The following is a 21,544-nucleotide window of genomic DNA, read 5'->3' as shown; positions in this document are numbered from 1 at the left end:
GCGTCACCGCCGTATGAAGCAGACTCAATGCCGTTTCGTTTTGTCCACACTGCCGACCTGCATCTCGATTCCCCGCTGCGCTCCCTGGCTCTTCGAAATGCCGAACTCGCCGACATGGTTGGCGATGCCAGCCGGCAGGCGATGATTGCGATCGTCGATCTCTGCCTCGATGAACAGGTCGACGCGCTGATCATCGCCGGCGACCTCTACGATGGCGAGCAGACATCGATGAAAACGGCGCGTTTCCTGGAAAGCCAGATGGAGCGGCTGCACCAGGCCGGCATCCGTGTCTACAAGATCCGCGGCAATCACGACGCAATGTCGAGGATCTCCAAAGAATTGGTGCTGCCGCCGACGGTCAAGATCTTCGCCGGCCATGCCGAAGCGGTGGAAATCACCAGCGGCAACCTATCCGTTGCGATTCACGGGCTGAGTTTTGCCAAGCCGCATGCGCCGGAGCCGCTGCTGCCGAAATTCAAGGCGCCGGTGCAGGGCGCCGCCAATATCGGCGTCATGCATACCAGCCTGGCCGGTTCTGCCGTGCATGACGTCTATGCGCCCTGCAACGTGCTCGACCTGCATGCGTCGGGCTTCGACTATTGGGCACTCGGCCATATCCACCAGCGCAACCAGCATCCCGGCGCCGCCACGGTGATCATGCCGGGCATGCCGCAGGGTCGCGACATCAACGAAGCCGGAGCCAAGACCGTGTCGTTGGTCACCATTGGCGACGACCATTCGGTCCATGTCGAAGAACGCCTGACCAGCGTGGCGCAGTTCGAGCGGGTCGATGTCGACCTCACCGGGATTGGCGAATGGCGCGATGCGGTCGCGGCGATCGAAGCGGCGCTCGGGGCTGAGCGTGCGAGGGTCGCCTCGCCGCATTTGGTCGCCCGCCTCAGGCTATACGGCCGGACCCCGCTTTCCTGGCAATTGCGGCGCGACATTGACGTGATGCTGGCCGAGGCAGAGCAGCGCGGCGACCGGATCGGCCGGACCTGGATCGAAAAGCTGGAGCTTGCCGTCGAGACGTCTATGGCCAGCGCCGAGACATCGGCTGCCGATCCGATCATCGAACTCGGCGCACTGATGCGTGACGAGGTCATGGCCCGCACCGGCTTTCGCGACGAGGTCAGGGAAATGGTGCGCGAGCTGCTGGCCGATCTGCCGCCGGAAAGCCGCGACTTCGCCGGTCGGGACGCAGCGAGTTTCGAGGGCTTCGTTGACACATTGCTCGCCGATGGCGCCGAGGACATCGCCGCCCGCATGAAGGCCGTCGATCAAGGGGAGAGCTGATGCGCCTCAACCGGCTCGATCTCACCCGCTACGGCAAGTTCACCGATCATTCGATCGATTTCGGCGCCGCCAGGCCGGACAAGCCGGACCTGCACATCGTCTACGGCCTGAATGAGGCCGGCAAGTCCACGACCTTCGCCGCCTATCTCGATCTGCTTTACGGCATCGCCGAGCGTAGCGGCTATAATTTCCTGCATCCGTACAACACGATGAAAGTCGGCGCACGGCTCGAATTCGACGGCCAGGTGCATGAACTGGCGCGGCTCAAACTCAGGACCGGCAGTCTCGTCGATGAGCGCGGCCAGCCCATCAACGAGGCACTGCTGGCCGGCGCCCTCAGCGGCATCGGCCGCGAGGCCTATCGCACCATGTTTTCACTGGACGACCAGTCGCTCAAGGATGGCGGCAATGCCATTATCCAGAGCCGGGGCGAACTTGGCGAGTTGTTGTTCTCGGCCAGTTCGGGCCTCGCTGGATTGAGCCGGTCGCTGGTCACAGCCGCCGACGAGGCCGGCACGATCTACAGGAAGCGTTCTTCCAGCACAAAGCTCGCCGAACTCAAGCGCGCGCTGGAGGGTCTGAAGAACGACCGCAACGCCATCGACACCCTGGCCTCCGCCTATCAGGCGCTGAAGAACACGCATGAACAAGCCGACGCCGCCTATGGCGCCACCACGCGCGAGCTGGCCGATGCTAAAACCCGCCATCAGCAACTGTCCCGGCTGCTCAGCGCGCTGCCCGCTACATTGGAGCTCGCACGGCTCAGAACCGAGGCGGCCGAATTGGGCGACCTGCCACGGCCGCCGGCAGAATGGTTTGCGCTGCTGCCGGTGCTCCTGCGGGACGAGACGCGCCTGCAGGCGCTTGTCGAAACGATTGACCTTTCGACACGGCAGCTTGCCGATGAGATCGAGGCGATCGTGATCGATGACAAGGCGCTGTCGATCGCCGCCCATATGGACATGATTGATCAGGCACGCGTGCGCTATCTGGCGGCCGAGGGCGACCTGCCAAAACGCCGGCTGGTGCTCGCCGAACAGGACGGCACGCTCACCCGTCTGCTCGCCGAGCTGGAGCAAACCGGCCACACCGCGCCGGAATCGCTGCTGCTGCCGGCATCGCTGGTCGGCATTATCCGCGACCTGATCGAAAAACGCTCGGGCGTCGAGGCGGAGCTGACCTCAGCGAAACGTGAACTCGCCCGAACCCATGAGAATCTGGAGCGACTGCGCGAAGAGGGTAAAGCCTGGGATGGCGCTTCTGCCGCCGATCCAGCTCTTCTCGGCCGCGTCGACGTGGCGCTGAACCGCCTGACCGGAACGGATCTCGGGGCGCGGCTGGCTGTTGAAGAGCGCGCATTTGCGCAGGCAAAGCGCAAGCAGGAGAACCAGTTCGCGCACCTCACCCCCTGGGCAGGCGACGCCGACGCCCTGCGGGAAATGGCCTCTGCAGAACCGCGACAGATCGAGGCCTGGCGCAACCAGGCAACCGCGATCGACAGGCGCATTTCCGAACATGAAGCGAGGCTGCGCGACCTGAGCACGGAACAGGCATTGGCCAAGGCCCGTATCGCAGCCTTTACCGCCGGCGGTCCCATAGACGATGCCGAGGCGCTAAAGCTTCGCGCCGAGCGCAATGCGGCGTGGCAAGCGCATCTCGTGACGCTGGATGGCAACACCGCCAGGACATTCGAAGAGCGGATGTGGCAGGACGACGCGCTATCGGCCGGCCGGCTGTCGCGGGCGCAGGACCTGGCCGAACTGCGCCAGCTCAGGCAGACGGAAGCGGAGACCGCGGCGGCCATCGGGCGGCAACAGGAGTTTCTGGTGCAGGCGCGGACGGAACACGACGCGCTTGCCGAACGGGTCGGCGGGCTCTTGCCCGAGCCGTTGATGCAGGATGGCGGTGCGGTGGACCGCGTTGCCCTGCTGGAGGCGTGGAGCACCAGACGCGCTACGGCGCTTGCGGCCTCGGATGATGTCCGGCAGGCAGACGATATGGTGGAAGCTCTCCGCGCCGAATTGGCAAAACACGGTGCCGCGCTGGTGACTGCGCTTGCCGGTGCCGGGATCGACGCTGATGGACTGCCTCTGCCGGACCTCGCGCGGGCGGCAAGCGATGTGCTTGCCGCGAGCAAGGCTGCAGAAGAGGCCCGACTGGCGCATAAAAAAGCGCTTGCCGATCTCGCGCGTGATCTGGCGGAGCGCGAAAGAGTTTTGCGCGAGGCGGATGCCGGCATTTCAACTTGGGACCGCGACTGGGGCGCGGCGTTGTCACGCACGTGGTTTGCCGACAAAGCCGGGTCGATCGCTGCGGTACGCGCCATGCTCGACGTTCTTGTCACGCTACCTGCCGTGCTAAGGGAGCGTGATGATCTCTCGCAGCGCATCGCCGCGATGGAGCGTGACCAGGAGCAGTTCAGTGGCGAGATCGCTGCCCTGCTTGCCGAAAGCGGCCAGAGCCAACCATCAGGAGATCCTCTCGCCGCCGCCAATGCGCTGGTCGAGCGCCACGCGACCGCAAAGCGTGCCGCGCAGCTACGGGCCGACAAACAAGCGGAGCTGGAAAAACAGCAGACCAGGCGCCGCGGGCTGGAGGAGGAACTTGCCGTCCACACCGCGCGAAAGAACGAATTGACCGCCTATTTTGATGCGGATTCCTTGGCGACGGTCGAGACATTCCTGAACCTGGCGAAGGACCGGGAGAGGCTGGAAGAGCGGATTGTTGCGCTCGGCCACCAGATCACCGAGCTGTTGCGGGCGGCGAGCTTCGAGGAGGCCGAGCAAACGCTTGCCGGTATCGATGCCAATGCCACCGAACGCGATGCACTGGAACTGGACAGGCGCATCGAGGACCTGACCGAGCAGGCAAAGCTGCTTTATTCCGACATGTCGCTGGCATGGCAAAAGCTGGAGGCCGTCGGCGGCGACGACGCGGTCGCCCGGATCGAAGCCAGACGTCGCACCATCTTCCTCGAAATCGAGGATCTGGCGCGACGTTATCTCACACTCAGGACCGGCACGCTCGCCGCCGAACAGGCGCTGCATATCTACCGCGAAAAACATCGCAGCTCGATGATGAACCGCGCTTCGGAGGCTTTTCGCCTGATCACCGGCGGCAGCTATTCAGGCCTTACCTCGCAACCCGACAAGGACAAGGAAATCCTGATCGGCGTGTCGGGTGACGGCAGTTCGAAGCTTGCCGATGCCATGTCGACCGGCACCCAGTTCCAGCTCTATCTGGCGCTCAGGCTTGCCGGTTATGAGGAGTTCGCCGCACTCCGTCCGCCGGTCCCATTTGTCGCCGACGACATCATGGAGAGTTTCGACAATCCCCGCTCCGAAGAGGTGTTCCGCCTGCTCGGCGAAATGGCCAAGGTGGGACAGGTGATCTACCTGACGCATCATTGGCATCTTTGTGAGATTGCCGAGCGTGTCGTTCCTGGTGTAGTTATACACCGGCTGCCTTGAGGGGCAGGCACTCGATGTCCCCGGAGCGGGATCATCACCTGCATAACTCGGCTTGAAAACGGCCCGAGCGAAAAAATATTGGCAAGATTGTCGGATCGTCTCTCACCGCAGCGTCATGGTGATGCTCGCAGATTTTGAGCGCCGATCTTTCCAGCACCCGTTGAAGGCACCGCGATGACCCTCGATTCCCAAGCCGTTTCCAATGCCGAAGATATACCCGAAACAGAGGACCAGAGCGCCCGCAACAAGCTGGTGATCGGCCTGCTGCTGGTGTCCGCCTTCGTGGTCATTCTCAATGAAACCATCATGGGCGTGGCGCTGCCGCACCTGATGACCGATCTCAAGATTTCCGCCAGCCTGGCGCAGTGGCTGACCACGGCCTTCATGCTGACCATGGCCGTCGTCATCCCGGTGACCGGCTATCTGCTGCAACGGCTCAATACGCGGCCCGTGTTCATGCTGGCCATGGCGCTGTTCAGTGCCGGCACGCTGGTGTCGGCGCTGTCGCCGGGCTTTCCCATGCTGGTGATCGGGCGGATCGTGCAGGCATCGGGCACGGCAATCATGATGCCGCTCCTGATGACCACGGTCATGCACCTGGTGCCGCCGGAATCGCGCGGCAAGACGATGGGCAATATCTCGATCGTCATCTCCGTGGCGCCCGCGATCGGGCCGACGATTTCGGGCCTGATCCTTAGCACACTCCCTTGGCGCTGGCTCTTCCTGCTGGTCCTGCCGATCGCGCTGGCAGCGCTGGCGCTCGGCGCTTGGAAGATGCGCAATGTCACGGAGCCGAAGACGGCGCCGATCGATCTCGTTTCCATTCCGCTTTCGGCCATCGGCTTCGGCAGCTTCGTCTACGGCCTGAGCGGCCTCGGCGAGGCGGCGATCCATCCGCCGATCATCTCGCCCTGGATCCCGCTCATCGTGGGTGCGTTCGTCATCGCGCTCTTCATCCTGCGGCAGATGCAGCTTCAGAGGCAGGATCGGGCCCTGCTTGATATGCGCACCCTGACGATCAAGGCCTTCACCATCCCGGCGATCATGATGGTCATCCTGATGATGTCGATGTTCGGCGTCTTCATCCTATTGCCGATCTATCTGCAGAATGTGCTCGGCCTGACGACGCTGCAGACCGGCCTGCTGCTGCTGCCGGGCGGCCTGATCATGGGCCTTTGCGCGCCGACGGTCGGCAGCCTGTTCGACAAGCATGGTCCCATGCCGCTGGTCGTGCCCGGCGCCATCCTGTTCAGCCTGTTGATGTGGAGCCTGACATTCATCCAGCCGAACACGTCGTTCTGGCTGCTGCTGGCCGCCCATATCGTGCTCAGCATCGGCCTGGCGCTGATGTTCACGCCGCTGTTCACCGCCAGCCTGGGCGCCCTGCCGCCCAACCTCTATTCGCATGGCAGCGCCATGATCGGCACCACGCAGCAGGTTGCCGGCGCCGCTGGCACCGCGCTCTTCGTCGCCATCATGACGATGACCGCTTCGAGCGTCGGCCATGGCGACGGCGTCACAGCGGCGGCCGCGACCACGGCCGGAATACGCGGGGCGTTCCTTTGCGGCGCGATCATCTCGATCGCGGCGGTCGTCACTGCTTTTTTCATCAAGAAACCGGCGAATGGAGGTCAAGGCGCACCGCACTGAGATTTGCCACGGCTGAAATATCGGTGAGTAGAGAAAACTGACGGCGACAAGGCTGGAGATCGCCTACATGAGGACGGAGCCCGATCAAAAATACCCGATTGTCATTGGCTGGAGGAGCTCTATAGTTCCCCGCGAGGCCTCGAAGGAACAGCGTGCCTTGTGGCCAGATCAGCTTCTCGGAATGCAGACATGCGACTCCGCCTCACCCCTCTGAAGTGTGCAATCGTCACCTTTGGCCTGGTCTACGCGACATCCGCTGTCTGTGCGCAAACGCAGGAAATCCTGTGGAGCGAGTTGCGGCCTGCCAATCAGGGACCGAGCGATCCTTTCTCCGAAGTGGCCAAGCCTGGGCCGGGTGGTGAAACGCTGCCTTGGAACCACGACAGTACGATCATTAAGCTGACCGGCTTTGTCCTGCCGGTCGATAGCGAAGGAGATCTGGTCTACGAATTCCTGCTGGTGCCGGTCGCGGGAGCCTGCAGCCACATGCCCGCCCCGCCGGCGAACCAGATTATCCATGTTTTCCCGAAGACACCGTTCCACATCACGAAATCCTACGAATTCGTCTCGATTACCGGTGCGCTGCAGCCTGGTCTCGACGAGTCGCAGCTGTTCGTCGTCGATGGCGTCAAAGTGGTCGAATACGGCTATTCCATGCGCCAGGCTCAGGTCAGCAAACAGACGGAAAGACGGGATCCAAGCTTGAAGGGGACATCCGCCTGGAGTTTTCTCTGATCGCCGATCACTATCGTTGGCGTGCTCAGAGGTCTTGCTAGGGGCTGCAGCCTTTCATGGTTTTCTCCTCGATGCGTATCAATGGCGCTGCCGCCGGCGCTGGCGTGAGGCAGCAGGTTGGTTGAGGGTGGCTTGGTATAGCAGCGACCGAAGACGCGCGACCTCATCCGACGGTGACGCGGCACTGTCGATGCGGGCGATTTCGATACGCGCTGCATCGGCGACATTGGCGCTGTCAGGCAGCTTGAAGAACCAGGCGAGGAACATGTCCTCGGACGTGTCTGGTATGTTGATGATCTCCCCCACGATCACGCCTCGATCTCAAGAGAGGTCAGCGGCCTGGAGCAGCAGGCGAGGACGAAGCCGCCAGCGACCTCCTGGTCGCTGATGCCGCCATTGTGGCGCATGTCGATCTCGCCGGAACGCTTCAAAACCTTGCAGGTGCCGCAGATGCCGGATTCGCAGGCGGCAGGAATGCGGACGCCTACCAGACGCGCCGTCTCGAGGATGGTCTTGCCCGGCTCGCACACGGCCTCCTCGTTCGAACCAAGGAATTTGACGGTCGTTCCGACCGCCCTGCCCTCGATCGTGACATCCTCGGCCTGCTTGTGGACGGTTTCGGCAATCGACGTCGCACCGAAGCTTTCCTGATGGTAATGCCCCATGTCGAAGCCTTCGGCGCGGATGATCCCGCTCACCGCGTTCATGAACGGCTCCGGCCCGCAGCAGAAGATCTCGCGGCCCATGAAATCCGGCACCAGCATCGACAGTTTATGGCGGTCAAGGCGGCCCATCAGGCCTGCCCATGGCGAGGCGACGGATCGCCCTTCGGGCAAGAAGCCGAGCGACAGGTTCGCCATCCGCTTGGCCAGTAATTCGAGCTCCTCGCGAAAAATGATCTCCTCCGGCCGCCGCGCCGAGTTGAGAAAGACGACATCCGTGCCAGGCGCGCAATCCGACAGCCAGCGCAGCATCGACATCATGGGTGTGATGCCGGAGCCGGCGGAGATGAACAGATATTTCTTCGCCTCGTGGCGCGCCAGCGTGAAATGGCCGCTTGGCCCATAGGCGCGAATGCGGCTGCCGGGCTTCACATTATCGAACATCCACCGCGTGCCGATGCTGTTCGGCTGCGCCTTGATGGTGATGGCGATGGCATAAGGCCGTGATGGCGAGGACGAGATCGTATAGGTGCGATGCAGGTCGCCGCCCTTGGCGCGCAGTTCCACGGTGATGAACTGGCCTGGCACATAGCTGAACCAGCCTCCCCCTTCGACGGCGAAGGTAAAGGTCTTCACATCCGGTGCTTCGTCGACGACGCTGGTGCAGACCAGCATCTGGCGTGCGGAATTCCACGGTTTCGATCGATCGAGCGGCAAAGCCGCTGGTGTGACGCCGGTCACCATCATGTTCATGGTGCCCTCCCGGTCAGGCGACGGAGCGGAGCGCGGGCTTGCCCGTGCCGGCCAGCCGCTCTTGCATGAAGCTCGCATACCAGTCGACGAACTGGATCACACCGCCTTCAWGCATTTCCGAATAGGGACCTGGCTCATAGGCCGGCGAATGGATGCCGCGCGCATTCTCCTCGACGATCTGCCGATCCTGGTCGTTGGTCTCGGTCCAGACATGGATGAGTTCGTCAAGCCGATAATCAATGCCTTCGACCGCGTCCTTGTGCACCAGCCATTTGGTGGTGACCGCAGTCTCGGTGGCGCTGATCGGCAGGACGCGGAAAGTAATGGCATGGTCGCTGAGGATGTGGTTCCAGGTGGTCGGATAGTGGTAGAGCAGCAAAGTGCCGATCCGATCCATATTGACATTGTCCGAAAGCCGCATCTGCACCGCCTTGCGGCCAGAGATCGTGTAGCTGATCGCCTCGCGCAGTAGCGGCATGCGGGTGGTGCGATACTGGCCTTGCTCATCGATGACGAAGGCGCTCGGCAGGCCGGCGGCTTCGCATTTCTCCCAGTGTGCGGCGATTTCCGGATCGTCCTTGGCGCCGTTGACGCCGCTGACAGTCGGCGCTTCCGGGAAGGTCTTGCAGAGCTCCGGGTGATTGCCGGCGCAATGGTAGCACTCCCTGTTGTTCTCCCAGACGAGCTTCCAGTTGCCTTTCTCGATGATCGTGCTCTCGTAGGCGACCTTGGCGTCGCGCAGCCGATGCGGCAGGAAATAGGGCTCCATCATCGCCCGGAACGGTGCGAAATCCATCGGCTGGTCGGCGAGCGAGATGAAGAGATAGCCACCGGCCAGTTCACAGGCGACCGACTTGAGGCCGAAACCGGTCTTGTCGAAATTCTCGCCCATCTGCCGGGCGAAGAGCAGCGATCCGTCGAGATCGTAGGTCCATTGATGATAGGGACAGACAAGCTTCGCCGCCGAACCCTTGTGATCCTGGCAGACACGCGAACCGCGGTGGCGGCAGGAATTGTGGAAAGCCTTGATGTTTCCGTCGTTGTCTCGAAGGATGACGACAGGATAGGCACCGACCTGGACGGTGAAATAATTGCCCGCAGCGGGGATTTCGCAATCGTGACCAATGAAGAGCCAATCCTTGTACCAGATATGCTCCAGGTCCTGCTGGTAATAGTCTGGGTCGATGTAGAATGGCTGAGCGAGGCTGAAGCCGGGTTTGCGGGTCTTCAGCCGGGAAAGCATTTCGGAACGGATATCCATGGTCGGTCCTCGTCGGGTTCAAGGACTGGGCATGGTGGACATAGGGAAACGTGCAGCCGTCGCGTTCTTCGGATTAGGGTTTCCGACGCCACGAGCCATCCGCCTCTTGACCGCCCACCGCGATCAGTCGAGTTAAAATCCCGAGGCTGGTTTCCGGGCTCCAGAACCGTCCTTTCGGACCTTGCGACTCCTTCCCAGGCTGTTGGCCCAGTGGACTCCCGTCGCAATTACGTTCTGCTACCGTTGCGGGGGCAGCGCCGGATTTTAACCGGCTTCCCAATTCTCCGGACGATTCCAAGAACCGTCCGGCACCTCAAGCATCCTCATGAGACCACAGATGATGCGGCATCGCAACGTCATTTGCGACAGCGCGATGGCGTAGCCACAACAATCTGGAGGCTTTATTCCGCTGCTTCTGCCGTCGGTTCCGGAATGTAATTCAGCACCGGCCCGAGCCAGCGCTCGACCTCTGCGACAGCCATGCCCTTGCGCGCCGCATAGTCTTCGACCTGGTCGCGCTCCACCTTGGCGACACCAAAATAATAGCTTTCCGGATGGCTGAGATAGATGCCGGAGACCGATGATCCCGGCCACATCGCATAGCTTTCCGTGAGGCTCACCCCAGCCGTGTTTTCTGCATCCAACAAGCGGAAAAGCGTCGCCTTTTCCGTATGGTCGGGCTGCGCCGGGTAACCCGGCGCGGGGCGAATGCCCTGGTAGGGTTCACCGATCAATTCATCCGGCGCGAACTCTTCATCCATCGCATAGGCCCAGAATTCCTTACGCACGACTTCGTGCATGCGCTCGGCGAAGGCCTCGGCGAAACGATCTGCCAGAGCCTTGACGAGAATCGAAGAATAATCGTCATTGGCCCGCTCGAATCGTTCAGCGATCGCCACTTCCTCAATACCGGCGGTGACGACGAAGCCGCCGACATAGTCCGGCTTGCCGGACGAGAGCGGGGCAACGAAATCCGAGAGCGCCACATTGGCCTTGCCGTCACGTTTGGTCAGCTGCTGGCGCAGCGTGAAGAAGATGTCGAGTTCCTGACTGCGACTTTCATCGGTGAACAGGCGAATGTCATCACCGACCGCGTTGGCGGGCCAGAAGCCGATCACTGCTTTGGGTGCGAACCACTTCTCCTCGATGATCTTCTGCAGCATCGCCTGCGCATCGTCGAACAATTGCCGCGCCGACGCACCCTGCTTCTCGTCCTCGAGGATTTGCGGATAGCGGCCTTTCAACTCCCAGGTCTGGAAGAACGGTGTCCAGTCGATATAGCGGGCGAGTTCGGCGAGGTCCCAGGTGTCGAACACGCGTCGGCCGAGAAATGTGGGCATTGGCGGCTGGTCGTTCGCCCAGTCGATCTTGTGGGCGTTGGCGCGGGCAGCGGCCAGGCTGACACGTTGCTTGGCAGCCTCCGCCCTGGCGTGCTGGTCCGCCACTTTGCGGTATTCGGCGCGGATGGCGTCAACATAGCCCTGCTTCATATCGGCGCTCAGCAGGCTGCCGACAACGCCGACCGCGCGCGAGGCATCGGTGACATAGACCGCCTGGCCCGCCTCGTAGCGCGGATGGATTTTCACCGCCGTGTGGACGCGGCTCGTCGTCGCGCCGCCGATCAGCAGCGGAATGTCAAAACCCTGCCGCTCCATTTCCGAGGCGACATGCACCATCTCATCGAGCGATGGCGTGATCAGGCCGGATAAGCCGATGATATCGACATCCTCCGCCTTTGCCGTTTCGAGGATTTTCGTCGCTGGCACCATGACGCCGAGATCGATGATCTCGTAATTGTTGCAGGCGAGCACGACGCCGACAATGTTCTTGCCGATATCATGGACATCGCCCTTCACCGTGGCCATCAGGATCTTGCCGGCCGCGCGGCGTTCCCCGCCGCCATTGGCGGCCTTCTCGGCTTCCATGTAGGGCAAGAGTACCGCAACCGCCTGCTTCATCACGCGCGCCGACTTCACGACCTGCGGCAGGAACATTTTTCCTGCGCCGAACAGGTCGCCGACGACGTTCATGCCGGCCATCAGCGGCCCCTCGATGACATGCAGCGGGCGTTCCGCCCTCTGCCGTGCCTCCTCGGTGTCCGCTTCAATGAATTCGTTGATGCCGTTGACCAAGGCATGTTCCAGTCGCTTCTCAACCGGCCAGTCACGCCATTTGAGATCCTTTTCCCTGGCCTCCTTGGCGCCCGCGCCTTTGAAACGCTCTGCCATCTCCAGCATGCGCTCGGTGGCGTCGGCGCGGCGATTGAGGACGACATCTTCGCAGGCATCGCGCAATTCGGCATCGATCTGGTCATAGAGGGCAAGCTGGCCCGCATTGACGATGCCCATGTCCATGCCGGCCTGGATGGCGTGATAGAGAAACACCGCGTGCATCGCCTCGCGCACCGGCTCGTTGCCGCGGAAGGAGAACGACAGGTTGGAGACGCCGCCCGAGATGTGCACATGCGGCAATGTCGCGGTGATGTCCCGTGTCGCGTTGATGAAATCGACACCGTAGTTGTTGTGTTCTTCGATGCCCGTGGCGACCGCGAAGATGTTCGGATCGAAGATGATGTCCTCCGGCGGGAAACCGGCCTGTTCAGTCAGCAGTTTGTAAGCGCGGGTACAGATGTCCACCTTGCGGGCATGTGTGTCGGCCTGCCCGACCTCGTCGAAGGCCATGACGACGACCGCGGCGCCATAAGCACGAACGAGCTTGGCGTGATCCAGGAAGGCTTCCTCGCCCTCCTTCATCGAAATCGAATTGACCAGCGGCTTGCCCTGCACGCATTTGAGGCCTGCCTCGATCACCTCCCATTTGGAACTGTCGATCATCACGGGCACACGGGCAATGTCCGGCTCTGCGGCGATGAGGTTGAGGTATTCGACCATCGCCTGTTTCGAATCGATCAGGCCCTCGTCCATATTGACGTCGATCACCTGCGCGCCGTTGGCGACCTGATCGCGGGCGATGTCGAGCGCCGCCGCATAATCGCCCGATGTGATCAGCTTGCGGAACTTGGCGGACCCCGTGACGTTGGTCCGCTCGCCCACGTTGACGAACGGGATGTCCCTGGTCCGCGTAAACGGCTCCAGGCCGGAGAGTTTCATCAGCTTCGGCTGTTCGGGGATGGGCCGTGGTGGGTATTTCGCCACCGCCGAGGTAATGGCGCGGATATGATCCGGCGTCGAGCCGCAGCAGCCGCCGACGATGTTGACGAGGCCATCGCGCGCGAATTCCTCCAGTTGTGCGGCCATGAATTCCGGGCTTTCGTCATATTGGCCGAAAGCATTCGGCAGACCGGCATTCGGATAGGCGCAGATCAGCGTGTCGGCGGCATCGGCAAGCTCGGCGAGATGCGGCCGCATTGCGCTGGCTCCAAGCGCGCAATTGAGGCCGATGGTGAAGGGCTTCGCATGCCGCACCGAGTGCCAGAAGGCGGCCGGCGTCTGGCCGGAAAGCGTGCGGCCGGAGAGATCGGTGATGGTGCCCGAGATCATCACCGGCGGGTCGACGCCCTTCTCCTTGAAAATCTCGAAACAGGCAAAGATCGCGGCCTTGGCGTTCAGCGTGTCGAAAATCGTCTCGATCAGGATCAGGTCGGCGCCGCCGTCGATCAGGCCACGCAACTGCTCGCCATAGGCGGTCCGGAGATCGTCGAAGRTCACCGCGCGATAGCCGGGATTGTTGACATCGGGCGAGATCGACGCCGTGCGGTTGGTCGGCCCGAGCGCGCCGGCAACGAAACGGGGCTTGCCGTCGATTGCCTCCGCACGGCGAACAGCGCGTTTCGCCAGCCGCGCGCCATCGCGGTTGAGCTCATAGACCATGTCTTGCATGCCGTAGTCGGCCTGAGCAATCGAGGTCGACGAGAAGGTATTGGTCTCGACGATATCGGCGCCGGCAATGGCATATTGGAAATGAATTTCCTCGATGGCCGCGGGCTGGGTGAGAATGAGCAGGTCGTTGTTGCCCTGCTGATGGCAGGCGCAGACACCGAACCGTTCGCCGCGGAAACGCGCCTCATCAAAACCCAGTCCCTGAATCTGCGTACCCATTGCGCCGTCAAGCACAAGGATGCGCTCGCGCGCCAGAGCCATGAGGGCCGCCCGGGCGTCGGTGCGCTTTGCTTCAATCGCATCGAAAAGATGGTCGAGAGATGACATGCAGCACCCAATCACATAAAGATATCGTTATATGATTATACGATTTTGGAGGGATTGGCAATATTCGATCTCGTCCTCCCTGATCGGACCCGACAGTTCACTCCGCCCCGACAGCACGCTGCTTTTACGGTTTCGTTGCGGTATCGGCTTGCGACAACGAGATTCCCTTGACCTTTGACGCAACTGGCCAAACCCCTTACACCCTGCTGAGAAGACTCGGGGGAAATCAGATCATCATGCCGCAGAAGACCATCGACAACGCTTTTACCGCAAAATCCATCAAGGGTGCGGCGACCGATCCGACCTATGCGGGCGCGCTTTCCTTCATGCGGCGAAAATATACCAAGAACCTCAACGGCGTCGATGCCGTGGTCTGGGGCATACCGTTCGATGCCGCCGTCTCGCACCGGCCCGGCACCCGCTTCGGGCCGCGCGCCATTCGCGAGGCGTCGACGATTTTCGACAACGATCCGCAATATCCGTTCCACCGCGATCTCTTCGCCGACATGGCTGTCATCGACTATGGCGACTGCCTGCTCGATTACGGCAATCATCACAAGACGCCGGGACTGATCGAGAAGGAAGCGGCGAAGATTATCAAATCTGGCGCTTTCCTGTTCACCATGGGCGGCGACCACTACATTACCTGGCCGCTACTGAAGGCGCATGCGGCGAAATATGGACCACTGGCGATGATCCAGTTCGATGCGCATCAGGACACCTGGTTCGACGAGGAACGGCGTATCGACCACGGCTCGTTCGTCGGCCGCGCGGCGCGAGACGGTGTGATCGACACTGCGCATTCGATCCAGATCGGTATCCGTACGCACGCGCCAGATGATTGCGGCCTCAAGATCGTGTACGGCCACGAGGTCGAGGAGATGACCACGCGCCAGATTGTCGAGGCGATCGATGCGCGGGTCGGCGACCGGCCGTGTTACCTCACCTTCGATATCGATTGCCTCGATCCGGCCTTTGCGCCCGGCACCGGCACGCCGGTCGCGGGCGGTCCGTCGAGCTCGAAAATACTCTCCGTGCTGCAGCGGCTCGGCCATCTCGACATCAAGGGCGCCGACGTGGTGGAAGTTTCGCCGCCTTACGATCACGCGAACATTACCGCGATCGCCGGCGCCAGTGTCGCAATGTACATGCTCGGTCTGCGCGCCGAGCGCCATGCCAAGGGCCTCTGAGGCGATATTTCAGAGGCTTTGTTGCAATAGGTTCATGCCAACAGTATATGCGGCGTCAACCCGGCTCTTATGAGGGATGATGGATATGAAACCGAAGATCTTCATTGATGGCGAACACGGAACGACCGGGCTGCAGATCCGCAGCCGCATGGCCGACCGCGCCGATATCGAGCTTCTGTCCATCCCCGAGGCCGAACGCCGCAATCCTCAGATGCGCGAAGATCTGCTCAACGCCGCCGACATAGCCATCCTCTGCCTGCCCGACGAGGCGTCGAAACAGGCCGTCGAGATGACGGCCGCCAACAACAATGTGCGGATCATCGATACGTCGACGGCATTTCGCGTTCATCCCGACTGGGCCTATGGCTTTGCCGAGATGGACCCGACTCAGGGTGGGAAGATCGCTTCGGCGCGCTATGTCGCCAATCCCGGCTGCTATCCGACTGGCGCCATCGGCCTGGTGCGGCCGCTGCGCGTGGCCGGCATCCTGACCGAGGACCATCCGGTCACCGTCAATGCCGTTTCCGGCTATACCGGCGGCGGCAAGCAGCTGATCGCGCAGATGGAAGACGAGAACAATGCGGATCACATCGATGCGCCGCATTTCCTCTATGGCCTCTCGCTCAAGCACAAGCATGTGCCGGAGATGAAAGTGCATGGGTTGCTCAGGCACTCCCCTGTCTTCTCCCCCTCAGTCGGCCGCTTTGCGCAGGGCATGATCGTGCAGGTTCCGCTGCATGTCGACACGCTTGCCACCGGTGCCACGCTGGAGAGCGTGCACGCGGCGCTGGCTGACCATTATGCCGGCCAGGACATCGTCGAAGTCGTGCCGCTCGATGTTTCCGCCACGCTGCCGCGCGTCAACGCCGTCGAGCTTGCCGGCCAGGACACGATGAAGCTCTATGTCTTCGGCCAGCCCGGCGGGGAGCATATCAATCTCGTGGCGCTGCTCGACAATCTCGGCAAGGGCGCCTCCGGCGCCGCCGTGCAAAACATGGATCTGATGCTCAGCGCTTGATGCGTGCAGCTTGCGATTTGGCCCGTTTCGTTGGTTGAAACGGGCCAGCCGTCAGGCTGGTGGACGGGACATTTCGGCGCAAGTCGGTAACAACACGTTTCCCATGTCAGCCGGAGCTGTTTGCTCAACCGGCTGTCGTATTCTAAACTGGTAATCGATGTGGTATAAAGAACGCGATTGCCAATCGTCAGTCGGGGACGGGACAGCATGCGCTCAGCTATAGCCAATCTAATGTTTGATTTTGTCGAAACGCTGGAAGGCATCGCTTCCGAGCGGGAAGCGTTCGACCAACTCAGCAAGGTAACGAGTTTTTTCGGCCTCAATTCCTTCGCCGTCTCCGGCATTCCCGAACCGCACGAGAAGATTGACCCCTATATTCTCATGGATGGATGGCCGGAGGAATGGTCGCATAGATATCTCGAAAAAAGTTATGTTCGCATCGATCCAGTTATTCAGCGAACTCTTTTGTCGGACAATGCGTTTGTATGGTCTGAGGAGTTACGAAAAATTAACGTCGACCGCAAAGGCATGGAGTTCATGCGAGAGGCCGTCGACTTCGGATTCGTCGATGGATTCAGTGTGCCAATACATTCCATTCGCGGTTTTCGGGCAATCGTAACTTACGCCACAGACCGCGTCGACCTCTCAAAAGAGGCCCGCGGCGCGCTGCATATGATATCAATTTACGCGCACAACAAGCTGAAAGAAATCAAAACGGGTGGAAAAAACGCTCTGATGCAACGAAGTGTTAACCTTACGCCACGCGAAAAAGAGTGTATATCCTGGTGCTCAGAAGGTAAAACCGCCTGGGAGATATCTACTATACTCGGAATTTCGGAACGGACAGTGTCCCACATTCTCGAAAATGCTCAACGAAAGATGAACACAACCAACCGTACCCAACTCGTTGCTGAGACAATACGGGCCGGCCTTATTCGCTAGACTGTCAACAGGGTAAAATTACCTATAGAATCGATTTTCTATTTCATGGAAGAAATCCCCTGCCTTTTTAGGGGGTTTTGCGCCATGATGAATGTTCTGACTGCCCAAAATGTGGACGACTATCCGGAACTGATGGAAAAAGTCTGGCGTTTCCGTCATAAGCAATTTGTGGAACGGCTCGGATGGAAAGAGCTTCGTTCTGACGACGGCCGGGAAATGGACCGCTTTGACACCGACGACGCCATTCACCTCGCGGTGACAAGTGGCGATGACATTGTCGGCTATACAAGGCTGCTCCGCACCTCGCGCCCACACCTTCTCTCCGACGTGTATCCGGAAATTATGGAAGGCAACGACTGGCCGAGAGCTGACAACATCTACGAGTGGACACGCTGTATTTCCGACGACAGGGCCGCCAAATTCGGCGACGTGCAGGCCTCGCATGTGCTGATCACCGGCGTGCTGGAATTCTGCCTGGTCTCCGGCATCAAGGGCATGATCGTCGAAACCCATCCCAAGCTGGTGACCTGGATGCTGGAAACCGGCTACAAGGTCGAAACGCTCAACACACCCCAGGTGATCAACGACGTGCCGGTGGTGCCGGTCTATATCGGCGCGACGCGGGCGGCGCTCGAGCGCCATCACCAGATGTTCGGCATCCGGTCGAGCGTGCTGGCGATCGATGAAGAACTGGTCAACCCGGTTGTCGGCAGCGGGCTTTTGTGGCGGGTCCCCGGACTTGCCGCCAATTCCAACCGCCAGACCGGCTTCCTGCCCGAGGTGGATTTCGCCTCCATGCGGGAAACCTCCGGCGGCAAACCCAATTAAGGCGCGCGATCCCTGGGATTCGCTGCCATCGCTTTAGCCATTTGCTTTATAGCGCATGCTTCCTCGAAACCGGTCACCGCTTTCGGGGAAGCATGTTTTGCTGGCAACACTCGACAGACAGTGCGCAACCGGCGCAGCCGACAGGTGCGTCGGCATTTTTCCTTGACCGGACAGCCATATCGACATTAATTCGGCACAGGAGCCTCTAAGTCAGGCCTCTAGCCCGTCATAATCATGCCCGAACCAGAGCCGGGTTCCCGATCCGGAGAAGTGAATGTCAATCCGCCCCCTCGCCGCCCTCGTCCTGCTGGCCGCTTCGACCGCCCTCGCCCATGCCGACGATTTTCCCTTTGCCGGCAAATGGAAGATCACAGGCGCCGCCTCTGCCCCCTGGGAAGATCCGGCGCATCCGATGGTCACCGACGACGAGCAGCGTTACGACGGCAAGGTGGTGACAATCACCAAGGATTCGATCAAGGGCCCAGACTTGCTTGGCTGCGGCAAGACGGAGATAACGGTAGAGACCCTGCCGTTCGCCGATCTGTTCGAAGGCGGTCTCGCCCAGGATCCCAAAGACGCGGCGGCGGCCTATGACGAGGACAAGGCGAAGAAACTCGCCAAACAGCTCGGCTTCGCTGCCGAGCCGGTGCCGACCCTTTACCAGGGCTGCTCTGAAATCGGCCTGCATCTTCTCGATGCGAACACGCTGCTCTTCGGGCTCAACAACCACATCTTCACGATGAAGAAGCTCTGAGCGATACGGCTCAGCGTCCCATAGCGAGCCCAGTCGGCTTGGGATATTCGCCGGTCAGGCCGCGCCAATGCGCGACGGCAAATCCCAGCACCAGCACCGCGCAGGCCTGATGGGCGAGCGCCCAGCCGATCGGGATATGGGCGACCGGATCAGCCTCGGTGGTCACACCGGAGAGGATCAGCGTCGTGATGCCCAGCACCGCCTGCAGGCAGACCAGCGCGAAGAAAACCAGGCCGCGATTGGCATGTGTCGTGCCGCCGTGGCGTATCGCCAGCCAGAGCCATTGGAATAACGCCAGCGTCAGCAGCACATAGGCATTCATGCGGTGCAGGAACTGCGCCGTCTTGCCATTGTCGAAGGGGGCATGCCAGTTCAGCCCTGAGGGGATGAAAGAACCATCCATCATCGGCCAAGTGTTGTAGGAGAGCGCTGCGTCAAGACCGGCCACCAGAGCGCCAAGATAAAGCTGGATGAAGACGAAGAGCACGATGACGCCGGCGAGCGCCGCAGCAGCACGGCTTTGCAGCGGCCGGCCGGTATGCGGCGCCAGCGCCCGCCAGACCCAGGTGGTAGCCGCAAAGATCAGGCAGGCGACGACGAGATGGGTGGCCAGCCGATACTGGCTGACGTCGACGCGCTTGGTCAGCCCGGACGACACCATCCACCAGCCGATCGCACCCTGTACACCACCGAGACACAGGATACTGAACAGCGGCCAGCGCAGCCGGCGCTCAAGCCTGCCGGTCAGCCAGAAGAAGGCGAGCGGCAGCGCGAAGATGACGCCGATCGAGCGCGCGATCAGCCTGTGCGCCCATTCCCACCAGAAAATGTGCTTGAACTGATCGACCGTCATCCCCTTGTTGAGTTCGGCATATTGCGGAATCTGCTGGTAGAGCCTGAACTCCTCGTCCCAGGCGGCGGCGCTCAGCGGCGGGATGACACCATGGATCGGCTTCCATTCGGTGATCGACAGGCCTGAATCGGTGAGCCGCGTCGCGCCGCCAACCACGACCAGTGCAGCGATCGACAGCAATACCACGACCAGCCAGATGCGGATGGCGAACCGATTGCGATCGATCCGTTCAATTTCCTTGAAAAGCCGGGGTTCGAGGTTTATTGCGCTGTCGGTCATGGCCCTCATCCTTTTGCCGAAGCTCTGCAACAGCGACCCCGTCATGGCAAGGCCTAAACGCACGCAGTGAGACATTATGCCCGACAAGCTCCGCAAACTGATCGGCACGGTGATGATCATCATCCTGGTGCTCGTCTACGCGCTTCTGGCCACCGTCGTCGCCTCCGCCACGCTCGGGCGGGCGCACTGGACCGTTCATCTGCTGTATTTCTTTGCCACCGGCCTGCTCTGGGTGCTGCCGGCCATGTGGATCATCAAGTGGATGCACAAGCCCGCGCCGAAGAGCGACGGTAAATAAGCTGCCATTAACCAATTGCTTCCAAAAACCGAGGCATTGGCGGTCCATTTAATTCTTTGTCGGTGGATTTGGCGTTAGAACTCTCGCGATCAAAAATTCGTGAGGGGAGCATTTTGCCGTGCCTGCAGGGCAAATGAAATTGAAGGACGTGGATTTCTACGACGACACCCCTATGCCCGGCCTCGCTGTCGGCACATCGGAGCTTCAGACGCTCGCCGGCCCGATCTCGGTTGCCGTGCATCGGCGCATGGAGTCGGTCGAGGCCGAATGGCGCGCGCTCGCCGAAGACAATATCAATTCGCTGCACCAGGGTTTCGACTGGTGCCGAGCCTGGGTCGATGCGCACCAGCGGCCGCTGCAGATCGTCGAGGGCCGCATCGACGGCAGGCTCGCCTTCATCCTACCGCTCGAAATCATCCGCGGCCGGCTGTTCACGACGGCGGAATTCATCGGCGCGCACCATGCCAACGTCAATACCGGGCTTCTCTCTTCCGCTTTCCTTGACGCTGCGACGCCGGAACTGATGGCGGCCTTCTCAGCCGAAATCCGCGACAATGTGAAGGGCGCGGATATCATCATCCTCAACAACATGCCTAGCATCTGGCGCAGCCGGGTGCTGCCCTTCTCGATGCTGCAGCATGTCGAGAACCAGAACCGTTCCTTCCAGCTGCCGCTGAAGGCGACCTTCGTCGAGACATTGGCGCAGATCAACGCCAAGCGCCGGCGCAAGAAGTACAGCGTCAGCCATCGCCGACTCGAAGCACTGGGCGGCTATGAGCATATCGTCGCCGAGAGCGATGCCGACAGGCACGAACTGCTCGATCTGTTCTTCACCCAAAAGGCGGCGCGGTTGGCTGAGTTCGGCCTGCCCAACACATTTGCCTGTCCGAAGACGCGAAAATTCCTGCATACCGCAGTGGGGATGCCGCATACGGCGACCGGCTTTCCGCTCAGGATGCATGCGATCCGCATGACCGGCGGCGAATTTTCCGGCGAGATCCCGGCCGTGGCCGGCCTGTCGCGCAAGGGCGATCACATCATCGTTCAGTTCTGTTCGATCGGCACGGGGCCGGCGATCGAGGCCAGCCCCGGCGAACTGCTCTTCCACCTGATGATCGAGCAGTACAACCAGGAAAATGTCGGCCTGTTCGACTTCGGCATCGGCGCCATGGCGTTCAAGAGTTCCTGGTGTAGCGAGGAGACGGTGCAGGTCAATGTCACCATACCGGTGACATCGCTCGGCCGGCTGGCGGCTATCAAGGAAGAGATGGCCACCAAGCTCAAGACGATGATCAAGCAGAATCCGGCGGTCTACTCCTTCGTGCAGCGGCTGCGGACGCGGGTGCAAGGCCAGGGCGAGACGGTGCCGGTGAAGGACGAGGATTGAAG

The 21,544-nt window shown here is 61.1% G+C and carries 16 protein-coding genes and 1 riboswitch; of the genes, 11 read left to right on the top strand and 5 right to left on the bottom strand.

The window, feature by feature from the left end; all coding sequences use genetic code 11:
- Window positions 1-27 precede the first annotated feature (27 nt).
- The 4 genes from AC1DYF_RS17495 (at window position 28) to AC1DYF_RS17480 (ending at window position 7,151) form a co-directional block, all read left to right on the top strand.
- Window positions 28-1,296, top strand: a complete 1,269-nt coding sequence (locus AC1DYF_RS17495) for a metallophosphoesterase family protein (RefSeq protein ID WP_477878018.1) — start codon at window positions 28-30, stop codon at window positions 1,294-1,296.
- Entirely contained in the window at window positions 1,296-4,766 is a 3,471-nt protein-coding gene (locus tag AC1DYF_RS17490; RefSeq protein ID WP_477878017.1) for an AAA family ATPase, read from the top strand. The genes AC1DYF_RS17495 and AC1DYF_RS17490 overlap by 1 nt, the downstream gene beginning before the upstream one ends.
- Before the next feature lie 174 nt (window positions 4,767-4,940).
- Window positions 4,941-6,416, top strand: a complete 1,476-nt coding sequence (locus AC1DYF_RS17485) for a DHA2 family efflux MFS transporter permease subunit (RefSeq protein WP_477878016.1) — start codon at window positions 4,941-4,943, stop codon at window positions 6,414-6,416.
- Between the two features lie 189 nt (window positions 6,417-6,605).
- Window positions 6,606-7,151 carry a DUF3299 domain-containing protein gene (locus tag AC1DYF_RS17480; RefSeq protein WP_477878015.1) on the top strand — a complete coding sequence of 182 codons (546 nt, stop codon included), beginning with the start codon at window positions 6,606-6,608 and terminating at the stop codon, window positions 7,149-7,151.
- Window positions 7,152-7,229: 78 nt separating this feature from the next.
- Here the strand turns inward: AC1DYF_RS17480 and AC1DYF_RS17475 are convergent, their stop codons facing one another.
- From AC1DYF_RS17475 to metH, 4 genes are all read right to left on the bottom strand, one after another.
- On the bottom strand, window positions 7,230-7,457 hold the full coding sequence (locus AC1DYF_RS17475; RefSeq protein ID WP_477878014.1) for a hypothetical protein: 228 nt from the start codon (window positions 7,455-7,457) through the stop codon (window positions 7,230-7,232).
- Between the two features lie 2 nt (window positions 7,458-7,459).
- On the bottom strand, window positions 7,460-8,566 hold the full coding sequence (locus tag AC1DYF_RS17470; RefSeq protein ID WP_477878013.1) for an FAD-binding oxidoreductase: 1,107 nt from the start codon (window positions 8,564-8,566) through the stop codon (window positions 7,460-7,462).
- 13 nt (window positions 8,567-8,579) lie between these two features.
- The gene (locus tag AC1DYF_RS17465; RefSeq protein WP_477878012.1) at window positions 8,580-9,827 is read right to left on the bottom strand and encodes an aromatic ring-hydroxylating oxygenase subunit alpha; all 1,248 of its coding nucleotides are present in this window, start codon (window positions 9,825-9,827) and stop codon (window positions 8,580-8,582) included.
- A gap of 127 nt (window positions 9,828-9,954) precedes the next feature.
- Window positions 9,955-10,158, bottom strand: a riboswitch (cobalamin riboswitch).
- Between the two features lie 70 nt (window positions 10,159-10,228).
- On the bottom strand, window positions 10,229-13,993 hold the full coding sequence (gene metH, locus AC1DYF_RS17460) for a methionine synthase (protein WP_477878011.1): 3,765 nt from the start codon (window positions 13,991-13,993) through the stop codon (window positions 10,229-10,231).
- Window positions 13,994-14,229: 236 nt separating this feature from the next.
- On the opposite strand from metH, the gene speB reads away from it, so the two are divergent.
- The 5 genes from speB (at window position 14,230) to AC1DYF_RS17435 (ending at window position 18,725) form a co-directional block, all read left to right on the top strand.
- Window positions 14,230-15,183: an agmatinase gene (gene speB, locus AC1DYF_RS17455; protein ID WP_477878010.1), complete on the top strand. Its 954-nt coding sequence runs from the start codon at window positions 14,230-14,232 to the stop codon at window positions 15,181-15,183.
- Window positions 15,184-15,268: 85 nt separating this feature from the next.
- Window positions 15,269-16,201, top strand: coding sequence for an N-acetyl-gamma-glutamyl-phosphate reductase (argC, locus tag AC1DYF_RS17450; protein ID WP_477878009.1), 933 nt, complete (start codon window positions 15,269-15,271; stop codon window positions 16,199-16,201).
- A gap of 207 nt (window positions 16,202-16,408) precedes the next feature.
- A complete protein-coding gene (locus AC1DYF_RS17445) occupies window positions 16,409-17,143 on the top strand; it encodes a LuxR family transcriptional regulator (protein ID WP_477878008.1) in 735 nt (244 codons plus the stop codon).
- 84 nt (window positions 17,144-17,227) lie between these two features.
- Window positions 17,228-17,971 carry an acyl-homoserine-lactone synthase gene (locus tag AC1DYF_RS17440; RefSeq protein WP_477878007.1) on the top strand — a complete coding sequence of 248 codons (744 nt, stop codon included), beginning with the start codon at window positions 17,228-17,230 and terminating at the stop codon, window positions 17,969-17,971.
- A 274-nt stretch (window positions 17,972-18,245) separates the two neighbouring features.
- Complete coding sequence (locus AC1DYF_RS17435) at window positions 18,246-18,725, top strand: hypothetical protein (protein WP_477878006.1); 480 nt, start codon at window positions 18,246-18,248, stop codon at window positions 18,723-18,725.
- Between the two features lie 10 nt (window positions 18,726-18,735).
- On the opposite strand, the gene AC1DYF_RS17430 is transcribed toward AC1DYF_RS17435, so the two are convergent.
- The gene (locus AC1DYF_RS17430; RefSeq protein WP_477878005.1) at window positions 18,736-19,857 is read right to left on the bottom strand and encodes a COX15/CtaA family protein; all 1,122 of its coding nucleotides are present in this window, start codon (window positions 19,855-19,857) and stop codon (window positions 18,736-18,738) included.
- Window positions 19,858-19,933: 76 nt separating this feature from the next.
- Between AC1DYF_RS17430 and AC1DYF_RS17425 the strand changes: the two genes are divergently transcribed.
- Window positions 19,934-20,155, top strand: a complete 222-nt coding sequence (locus AC1DYF_RS17425; protein ID WP_477679433.1) for a DUF2842 domain-containing protein — start codon at window positions 19,934-19,936, stop codon at window positions 20,153-20,155.
- 133 nt (window positions 20,156-20,288) lie between these two features.
- Entirely contained in the window at window positions 20,289-21,542 is a 1,254-nt protein-coding gene (locus AC1DYF_RS17420) for a GNAT family N-acetyltransferase (RefSeq protein ID WP_477878004.1), read from the top strand.
- The last annotated feature ends 2 nt before the right edge of the window (window positions 21,543-21,544 follow it).

This window comes from Rhizobium sp. P2_G9 (assembly GCF_056403475.1).
This window is presented reverse-complemented; position numbering and strand designations above follow the sequence as displayed.

What these genes read in the sequence shown, in the direction of transcription:
- AC1DYF_RS17485 (WP_477878016.1), top strand. Translation starts at nt 4,941, where the DNA reads ATGACCCTCGATTCCCAAGCCGTTTCCAATGCCGAAGATATACCCGAA.
- AC1DYF_RS17425 (WP_477679433.1), top strand. Translation starts at nt 19,934, where the DNA reads ATGCCCGACAAGCTCCGCAAACTGATCGGCACGGTGATGATCATCATC.
- AC1DYF_RS17420 (WP_477878004.1), top strand. Translation starts at nt 20,289, where the DNA reads ATGAAATTGAAGGACGTGGATTTCTACGACGACACCCCTATGCCCGGC.
- AC1DYF_RS17490 (WP_477878017.1), top strand. Translation starts at nt 1,296, where the DNA reads ATGCGCCTCAACCGGCTCGATCTCACCCGCTACGGCAAGTTCACCGAT.
- AC1DYF_RS17440 (WP_477878007.1), top strand. Translation starts at nt 17,228, where the DNA reads ATGATGAATGTTCTGACTGCCCAAAATGTGGACGACTATCCGGAACTG.
- AC1DYF_RS17430 (WP_477878005.1), bottom strand. Translation starts at nt 19,857, where the DNA reads ATGACCGACAGCGCAATAAACCTCGAACCCCGGCTTTTCAAGGAAATT.
- AC1DYF_RS17495 (WP_477878018.1), top strand. Translation starts at nt 28, where the DNA reads ATGCCGTTTCGTTTTGTCCACACTGCCGACCTGCATCTCGATTCCCCG.
- AC1DYF_RS17445 (WP_477878008.1), top strand. Translation starts at nt 16,409, where the DNA reads ATGCGCTCAGCTATAGCCAATCTAATGTTTGATTTTGTCGAAACGCTG.
- AC1DYF_RS17480 (WP_477878015.1), top strand. Translation starts at nt 6,606, where the DNA reads ATGCGACTCCGCCTCACCCCTCTGAAGTGTGCAATCGTCACCTTTGGC.
- AC1DYF_RS17435 (WP_477878006.1), top strand. Translation starts at nt 18,246, where the DNA reads ATGTCAATCCGCCCCCTCGCCGCCCTCGTCCTGCTGGCCGCTTCGACC.
- speB (WP_477878010.1), top strand. Translation starts at nt 14,230, where the DNA reads ATGCCGCAGAAGACCATCGACAACGCTTTTACCGCAAAATCCATCAAG.
- AC1DYF_RS17470 (WP_477878013.1), bottom strand. Translation starts at nt 8,566, where the DNA reads ATGAACATGATGGTGACCGGCGTCACACCAGCGGCTTTGCCGCTCGAT.
- argC (WP_477878009.1), top strand. Translation starts at nt 15,269, where the DNA reads ATGAAACCGAAGATCTTCATTGATGGCGAACACGGAACGACCGGGCTG.